Origin of the sequence: Parabacteroides sp. AM58-2XD, from assembly GCF_003463685.1 — a bacterium.
In the GTDB taxonomy this organism is placed as follows: domain Bacteria; phylum Bacteroidota; class Bacteroidia; order Bacteroidales; family Tannerellaceae; genus Parabacteroides; species Parabacteroides segnis.
Genome location: NZ_QSDP01000161.1, coordinates 1 through 8757, shown reverse-complemented (window position 1 = coordinate 8757; position 8757 = coordinate 1). Strand labels below are relative to the sequence as shown.

General features: G+C 42.1%; 6 protein-coding genes. 4 read left to right on the top strand and 2 right to left on the bottom strand.

Features of this window, described 5'->3' with window-relative positions; genetic code table 11:
• Positions 1-800: 800 nt before the first annotated feature.
• On the bottom strand, positions 801-1598 hold the full coding sequence (locus DXA15_RS23695) for a hypothetical protein (RefSeq protein WP_128135678.1): 798 nt from the start codon (positions 1596-1598) through the stop codon (positions 801-803).
• A 79-nt stretch (positions 1599-1677) separates the two neighbouring features.
• On the opposite strand from DXA15_RS23695, the gene DXA15_RS23690 reads away from it, so the two are divergent.
• The 4 genes from DXA15_RS23690 to DXA15_RS23675 are packed head-to-tail and all read left to right on the top strand — an operon-like array spanning position 1678 to position 6531.
• A complete protein-coding gene (locus DXA15_RS23690) occupies positions 1678-2628 on the top strand; it encodes a DUF362 domain-containing protein (RefSeq protein ID WP_255420005.1) in 951 nt (316 codons plus the stop codon).
• Complete coding sequence (locus DXA15_RS23685; RefSeq protein ID WP_128135677.1) at positions 2628-4247, top strand: 4Fe-4S binding protein; 1620 nt, start codon at positions 2628-2630, stop codon at positions 4245-4247. The genes DXA15_RS23690 and DXA15_RS23685 overlap by 1 nt, the downstream gene beginning before the upstream one ends.
• Positions 4248-4283: 36 nt before the next feature.
• Positions 4284-5414: a tRNA guanosine(34) transglycosylase Tgt gene (gene tgt / locus DXA15_RS23680; protein ID WP_128135676.1), complete on the top strand. Its 1131-nt coding sequence runs from the start codon at positions 4284-4286 to the stop codon at positions 5412-5414.
• 31 nt (positions 5415-5445) lie between these two features.
• Entirely contained in the window at positions 5446-6531 is a 1086-nt protein-coding gene (locus tag DXA15_RS23675) for an LptF/LptG family permease (RefSeq protein WP_128135675.1), read from the top strand.
• Positions 6532-6745: 214 nt separating this feature from the next.
• Here the strand turns inward: DXA15_RS23675 and DXA15_RS23670 are convergent, their stop codons facing one another.
• Positions 6746-8194, bottom strand: a complete 1449-nt coding sequence (locus DXA15_RS23670; protein WP_128135679.1) for a PCMD domain-containing protein — start codon at positions 8192-8194, stop codon at positions 6746-6748.
• Between the last annotated feature and the right edge of the window lie 563 nt (positions 8195-8757).

The following is an 8757-nucleotide window of genomic DNA, read 5'->3' as shown; positions in this document are numbered from 1 at the left end:
AGACCGGGAAGAAAGTTTCCACGAGCAAGGAAAGGAAGGCCCAATTGTAAAAACTATACTCTAACTAATTACAAAAGAGCACTATGAACCTTAAATTGATGACATTGAGCTAAAGCAGACGGCAAATGAACCTGTAATAACCAAGTGACTCTGATTATGGTGGTTGTATGGCGGGGACATGACACACCCCCTTCCCCCTCTCCAGAGGGGAGCCAGGTACAACCAGTTGCTATAAACAAACATTCAAGTCTGATAAATAGTGACTCATATCATAAAATAAAAACAGTTTCTTAGATGATAATTTAAATAGTTAATAGCATCTACAACATCTACAATTATATCTTAAATCTTTTATAAATAAACATCTTATGTAATAGTTGTAGATGATTTTATATCTACAACTACCATCCTTTATCTACCACTTTATGCACTATCTTGCTTTTCGATGGAGAAGGAGGAGGGATGAATAAAAGTTTCTTGTGGAGGAAATAAAAGTTTTATGCAGTGGAAACTTTTGTTTTCTCAGCACAAAACAAAAGTTTAGACAGCAGAAAAACAAATAAACTATACCTGACAGCAATTATGGACATAGAGATAAATGTAATACCCCACAAGTGTAAGATGGTTACATGTTGTATTTGAAAAGTAACAATAATGGTAGATATATCCCTACTATTGTAGATACATTTATATCTACATTCATATTATAGTCCGCTAATAAACAATAAATTACAACAGAAGTTGTAGATATTGTAGATAAGAACCTTTGAACTAAATCAATTCCGTCAATAGTTTGTTGTTTATTGTTCCAACAAACCTTCCAGATAACGTTCGGGCGGTAATCCGATGCGCTGCATGAATCCGGCAAGAGCACTAAAATTCAATCCTTCTTTCTCACTGTTAAGCAAAGCAACCCGGCGAATCACACTTAACGGTAAAGAAATGGGAACGGAAGGCAGCAATTGTCCGTTATCATACCGGTAACCGGCTTCGGACGGACTGCGGAGGACTGCCAGCCGCCATTCTTTTTCCGAAGCAGATAATGGTTCCTCTACTTCCAGGCAGGCATTGCATAAAAGAGAAAAGAAACGCGAATCGGCAGTAAAGCCGCTGTGTTCTTCATCGAAAAAGAATTTATCGTACTCGCGGTCCATCTGAGTAATGAAATTATCGAGTATCTGTTTTTCGTCGTATTTACAGCGTACCAGGAATATGTTTTCAAAAAGACAATGTTCGGCTAATTGCTCATAATCAAACGATAACCGCAGATAAGGCTGTCGGGGTGACCACACCTTTTCAGGCAGAACGGTTTCATTCTCATAGAAGGAGAACTTATAAAGTTCCATCTCCGGCCCGATCAGCATCCGGCGCTTTTCACGAAAAAAAGGAATAGCCTGTTTGCTGCTTTCCAAAGGGATACCTTTTTGTGCCTCATATGCTCCGATAGCCTTCCGGAGCAACGATAATCCATATTGATATTCTTCTTCAGGAACCGTATATAATAAATTCTCAGCCTGTAAAATAAGTGCCGGTTCGCTGGCCGGTCCGGTGCATCCTTCAACGAACGATTGCAATGATATATAGCCTGATAATTCCATTAATTTAATATTTTTTGTGGGCAAAGATACACTATAATTCAGAGAATTACTACCTTTGTTTCAACTATAAACAATTCTAATAACCAATTACAAGAAGATGAAACGTCGTGATTTCTTAAAGACCAGTGTAGTAGCTGGCGCCGCTCTCTCAATAGACTTTACCGGGTTGCAAGCTGCGTTGTCCAGCAATACGATGGCAGTAGAACAAGCTCCCGAAATGGTCGCCGTAATGGGTGGAGAGCCCGAAGTCATGCTTGACAAAGCATTGGAGACCCTGGGGGGAATCGGTAAATACATCAAGAAAGGGCAAAAAGTCGTTATCAAACCGAACATCGGCTGGGACCGTACACCGGAACTGGCTGGAAACACTAATCCGGAACTAATCAAGGCATTGGTAAAGAAGTGCCTGGAAGCCGGAGCTGAAAAAGTGACTGTTTTCGACCATACCTGCGACAACTGGCAGAAATGTTACGAAAGCAGTGGCATCGCTGCCGCCGTCAAAGAAGCCGGAGGTATCATCATGCCCGCCAACGATGAAAAGTATTTCAAAGAAGTATCCATCCCTAACGGAGTAAAAGTAAAGTCTGCAAAGATACATGAAGCGTTGATTGAAGCGGATGCGTGGATTAATGTGCCTATCCTGAAGAACCACGGCGGAGCGAAACTGTCGTGTGCCATGAAGAACTATATGGGTATCGTGTGGGACCGCCGTTTCTTCCATCAGAACGACTTGCAACAATGTATCGCCGACATCTGCACCTGGCAGAAGAAACCGGTATTGAACATTGTGGATGCTTACCGTATGATGCATCAGAACGGACCGCAGGGTAAAAGCGCTGCCGACGTAGCTACATTGAAATCCATGATTGTTTCCCCGAACATCATTGCCATCGACACGGCTGCCCTGGCTTTGTTCAACCAGGTAAAGAAACTGGATATGGAAGCCGTAAGCCATATCAGCAAAGGCGAAGAATTGAAACTGGGAACAACGGATTTGAAGAAAGTCAATATCAAACGTATTAAGATTTAATGAAGCGATTAAATTATCAGAAAGGAGTGAGAGTACTTCTCGCACTCCTGTTTTTTATACCCATACTCTTGTTTTTTCTTGATTTCACCAACAAGATGCCAGTGGATGTACATAAGTTTCTGCATATCCAATTATTGCCCGCAGTATTAGGCGGCATGTTTGGTATTGTTGCAGTATTACTTATTATGACATACCTTTTTGGACGTATATACTGTTCAGCCATTTGTCCGGCCGGGATTCTGCAAGATATCATCAACCGTCTGTTTTGTATTGGTAAAAAGAAGAAAAAAGGTGTTCGCCGTTTCAGTTATCATAAGCCAATGAACTGGCTACGATATTCAATACTGGCCCTAACAGTGGTGACTACCGCATTGGGATTTTCCGGGTTATGCTTATTACTCGACCCTTATAGCAATTTCGGTCGTATAGCGGCAAATCTGTTTCGTCCAACTGTGATGTGGGGAAATAATGTATTAGCCGACTGGCTGATGAAGATGGATAACTATTCTTTATTCCATGTTACAATCAGTACGGTTAGTATTGCCGGATTAATATCTGCCATTGTTGCACTGGTCGTATTTATTGTAATGGTTATTTTCCGGGGGCGTTTGTTTTGCAATACATTATGTCCGGTTGGTGCTTTACTCAGCCTGGTATCACGTTATTCACAAATGCGTATCTCGTTTGACAAGGAAGCCTGCAACCATTGCGGCAACTGTGAACGAACCTGCAAGGCGGAAGCTATTAATGCAAAAGAGATGACGGTAGACTCTTCGCGTTGCGTGGATTGCTTCAATTGCGTTTCTTCCTGCTCTAAAGGTGGATTACAATACCGTTTCAAACCGGCTTTCCGTAAAGAGAATGCCGATACGGGCAGTTCCAATGCGATCCCGTGTCAAGCACGGGAACGGGTAAGTGCTTCTAACAGTCGCCGTACGTTCCTGGCAACCGGAGTAACGGTTGCTGCAACATTGCCTGTTGTTTCGGCTATAGCAGATGGCGTCGGACAAGCCAAAGGACATGGTCAAGGCAACGGTCACGGAAAGAAAAAAGGCCGGAAGAAATGGCCGCCCATCACCCCTCCCGGTTCCCTGAACCTGGAACGGTTTAAAGACAAATGTACGGGATGCCATATCTGTGTCGTGAAATGTCCCAGCCAGGTATTACGTCCGGCAGGGCTTGAATATGGTTTCGACTATCTATTGAAACCACGCATGGCTTATATCAGCAGTTATTGTAACTATGAATGTACCATTTGCTCGGAAGTCTGTCCGGCCGAGGCTCTCAAACCGATTTCCGTAGAAGAAAAGAAATCGTTGCAAGTCGGCATTGCCACCTTCTTTATCAACCGTTGTATCGTGAAGACGGAAGGGACCGATTGCGGTGCCTGCTCCGAACACTGTCCGACACAAGCGGTACATATGGTTCCTTATGAAGGGACGCTGACTATTCCCGAAGTAAATCCGGACCTGTGTGTCGGTTGCGGCGGTTGCGAATCCATCTGTCCGGTACGTCCGATGCGTGCCATTATCGTAAAAGCAAACACGGTGCATCAGACCATTGTTTTGCCGGAAGAGGAAGAAGTTAAAAACGTAGAAGTCGATGACTTCGGATTCTAACGGAAAAATGCTACCTTTGCAAGCAAATTTTGCAGAATGAAATTCGAATTACAACACAACGATACTAAAACAAATGCAAGGGCGGGCTTGATTACAACCGACCACGGGGTAATCGAGACGCCCATTTTTATGCCTGTCGGAACACAAGGCACAGTGAAAGGAGTCCACATGACCGAGTTGAAAGAAGATATCGACGCCCAGATTATCCTGGGTAACACCTATCATCTTTATCTTCGACCGGGTCTTGAAATACTGGAAAAGGCAGGCGGACTTCACAAGTTCAATACATGGGACCGTCCTATCCTGACCGACAGCGGTGGCTTCCAGGTGTTCTCGCTTTCCGACAACCGTAAACTGCATGAGGAAGGTGCCGAATTCCGCTCGCATATCGACGGTTCGAAGCATCTCTTCACACCGGAGAAAGTTATGGATATCCAGCGTATCATCGGAGCCGATATCATTATGGCTTTCGACGAATGCTGTCCGGGTGATGCCGATTACGACTATGCCAAGAAATCACTGGGACTGACCGAACGCTGGCTGGACCGTTGTTTCGACCGTTTCAACGCCACGGAACCGAAATACGGATATCAGCAATGCCTCTTCCCGATTGTACAGGGTTGCGTATATCCGGACTTGCGCCGGCACGCCGCTGAAAACGTTGCCAGGAAGGGAGCCGACGGGAATGCCATCGGCGGACTGGCTGTCGGCGAACCGACCGAGAAGATGTACGAAATGATCGAGGTTGTAAATGAAATATTGCCGAAAGACAAACCCCGTTACCTGATGGGTGTCGGTACGCCGATAAACCTGCTGGAAGCTATCGAACGCGGCGTGGATATGTTCGACTGCATCATGCCGACCCGCAACGGACGCAACGGGCAGCTTTTCACCCGTTTCGGCACCATCAATATCCGTAACAAGAAATGGGAAGACGACTTCTCCCCCATCGACTCCGACGGAAACTCTTATGTGGATACGCTTTACAGCAAAGCCTACCTGCATCATCTGGTCAAAGTAAACGAACTGTTGGGCTTACAAATCGCCTCCATCCATAACCTCGCCTTTTACCTATGGCTGGTGAAGGAAGCACGCCGGCACATCATTGCCGGCGATTTCTCTACCTGGAAAAGCGGCATGGTGCAACAACTTGACAACAGACTTTAAAAGTTGACAGTCAACTAAAAAAGACATTCGCATGAAATTCAAATTAAGACGGATAGACTGGTATATCATCAAGCAATTTCTCGGGACGTATGTTTTCGCGATTATACTGATTATCTCTATCTCGGTAGTTTTCGATATAAACGAGAAGATTGACAAGTTCCTGAAGCCGGATGTGCCCTTACAGGCCATTATCCTGGATTATTACATGAACTTTATCCCGTACTTTGCCAACCTGTTCAGTCCGCTGTTCACGTTTATTGCGGTTATCTTCTTTACCTCCAAGCTGGCAGACAATTCGGAGATTATTGCGATGCTTGCCAGCGGCATGAGTTTCCGGCGGCTTATGTTGCCGTATGCTATTTCGGCGGGGATTATTGCGATAGCCAGTTTTATATTGAGCGCGTTCATTATCCCTCCCGCCAATATTACACGTATTGACTTCCAGAATAAGTATATCCGAAATAAAAAGGTAGAATATGCCCGCAATATCCAGATTGAAGTGGAACCGGGCGTGATTGCCTATTTCGACCGCTACGATGCACGTCCGAATATGGGTTACCGTTTCTCTCTGGAACATTTCGAAGACAAGAAGCTGGTTTCCAAACTGACTGCCAACTCCATCAAATACGACTCTCTGTACAAATGGACTGTCATCGATTATATGATACGTGATTTCGACGGAATGCGCGAACATATCACCGAAGGTTCCCGCAAGGACACTACGCTGACGATTATTCCTTCCGACTTCCTGATTTCCGTCACCGACTGCGAAACGATGACTTCACCGGAGCTGGCAACCTATATCGAACGTCAGAAAACGCGTGGTATCGGTAATATCCAGACATTCCAGATAGAATATCATAAGCGCTTCGCCTCCATCATGGCGGCATTTATCCTGACCTCTATCGGGGCGTCTCTTTCTTCGCGCAAAATCAAAGGGGGAATGGGATTGAATATCGGTATCGGACTGGCGCTGAGTTTCTCCTATATCCTGTTTACGACGGTAACATCGACCTTTGCAATCAACGGATATGTGAGTCCGATGGTGGCAGCCTGGATTCCAAATATCCTTTATACGTTTATCGCCATTTATCTGTATCAGAAGGCACCGAGGTAATACCAAGGTCCCGAACTAAAAATTGATGTTACAACACTCAATAAGGGTATTTATTTTGTTATAGCTAGTAGTGATGGAGTAAATAAAGTAAGACTATAATTATAAACTAATTACATAGATGTATTAAAATAAATCACCCATTGATCAAGCAGCTTCATTGCTTTCTTAATCAATGGGTGAAAAATTATTTCTATATTAATTGTAAAGAAAAATCTTATTCAGAAATAACCTCAAATTCATCTATAATTAACGTACTACCCGCAGCTCCTTTGAATGCATCACCTTCTGCACTAGAAGAGCAAACGATAGCTAATTTATATTTCTTCGAAGCATCATAATCTTTCTTCCATTCAAATTCAAGGTCGAATGACGTATATTCGGCTTTATCGCTACCATCAGCTAACCTAGCTTCTGCTACAATCTTTTCAGAACTATTAATATCATGACCTGTCAATACATCATTATCGTTTTCAATTTCAAACAGAATGGCAGCAATTGAACATTTATCTTTCTGATCCAACGTCTCTGTAGCTTTGCCATTATAGAATGGACCTTCCCCGGCTGTGTATTTATAATAACCTTTAAAACGCAATGGTTTAGAATCAAATGGTATACCAAATTTCGTACTACTTAATTGATCTGACGGATTCAAATCGAAGATTCCTGTAAACAAAGAACCTGAAGTAATAACAGGAGCCATATTAAAACCTGCACCTTCTGTATAAAGAGTAACTAATTTCGCAGCTGCTGCACCTTCTTTAGCATCATCAGTTTGTAAAACAGGGAAACCTCCTTTATAACCTAAAATAACCAACAACGTAGCTCCACCATTACTGGAAGCCAATTTATCAACCGGACTTGGGGTTAAATAGACTCCTTTACCTGTACCTGCTTCCACCCATTCATCAAAAGAATATTTTAATACTTTTCCTGCTACAGAAACAGTATAAGTAGTAGTAGTTATTCCATCTTCCGAAGTCACAGTATAAGTCACCGGCTTAGAAAAATCCTGAGCTACTCCGCTTGCCGGACTAATAGTCGCTTTTTCAGAAATCTTAATTGTAGGAACCAAAGCTGCCAATTCTTCCGCTTTGATGGTATCTGTTACCATAAATGTAATACTAGTTCCATCAATAACAGGCTGTGATACCACTTCTTTGCTATCGAAAGTAAACTCCATAATCTTAGCTTCCGAGCTTTGATCGGAAGCTAATTTTGTACCTACAAAATCAACCTTTACTGTGATAGCAGCACCTTCCTGAGTTGCTTTTACATTGATAACCATTTCGAGTTTTTCACCAGTAATTGTTCCGTTCATAACAACGTCACAATCACCAACCATAGGTAAGGATAGCTTTTGTTCGCCATCAAACTGACAAACGTTATCGCCCTGTTTTTCTACATTACATTTGTCTACGGAAATGTTTCCAAGTTCCATGGCACCGAAACTGAAGTTCTTCAGTTCCATCTTGATCTGGTTGTCGCCAACCTTTGTCACATACACTTTCTGGGGAAGATCAGCACCTACTTTAGTTCCGTCCAGGTCTACGTCCAGTGTTCCTTTGTATACACCGTCAAATTCTGTTCCGATAGGTTCTACCTTATCGTCATCACTACAAGCCGAAAACAGGCCTAGCATACAAAGCATGCTGAAGAAATACATTAATTTTGTTTTCATAAATCTGTTAGTAAACTAATACCTTTTAATTAATACAATAAAGTTTTTTTAAACAGCACGAAGATAAGAATAATTTTTGATAGTACATTTTTTAGGAAAAAAAGGAAGTTGAGAATTTGAGACTTTGAGCAATACAATCATTGTCTAGACAATATTTTAAAACAAGTTCATCGTAAACAAAGGAAAATTTACACGGCGAAAATATTGCCCTTTAGTGACTCTAAGATACAAAAAACGGTATAAATCCATATTATGCTGAATTTATACCGTCATTTTTTTAGAATGGAAAATATTTCAAAGTCTTTTTAACATACCCTCTTTTTCAAACAATAACTCATATATATATATTCCATTCACTAGTCTCCCATAAAAATTTGATGTTAAAGAATGAATAAATTAAGCAGATATATCATTGAATTTCAAACCTTAATAGGAGACTCTAAATAATATTCCATTCACTAGTCTCCCATAAAAATTTGATGTTAAAGAATGAATAAATTAAGCAGATATATCATTGAATTTCAAACCTTAATAGGAGACTCTAAATA

Bases quoted from the DNA above. Each gene is read 5' to 3' on its own strand.
- DXA15_RS23695 (WP_128135678.1), bottom strand. From the start codon at position 1,598: ATGGAATTATCAGGCTATATATCATTGCAATCGTTCGTTGAAGGATGC.
- DXA15_RS23685 (WP_128135677.1), top strand. From the start codon at position 2,628: ATGAAGCGATTAAATTATCAGAAAGGAGTGAGAGTACTTCTCGCACTC.
- tgt (WP_128135676.1), top strand. From the start codon at position 4,284: ATGAAATTCGAATTACAACACAACGATACTAAAACAAATGCAAGGGCG.
- DXA15_RS23675 (WP_128135675.1), top strand. From the start codon at position 5,446: ATGAAATTCAAATTAAGACGGATAGACTGGTATATCATCAAGCAATTT.
- DXA15_RS23670 (WP_128135679.1), bottom strand. From the start codon at position 8,194: ATGTATTTCTTCAGCATGCTTTGTATGCTAGGCCTGTTTTCGGCTTGT.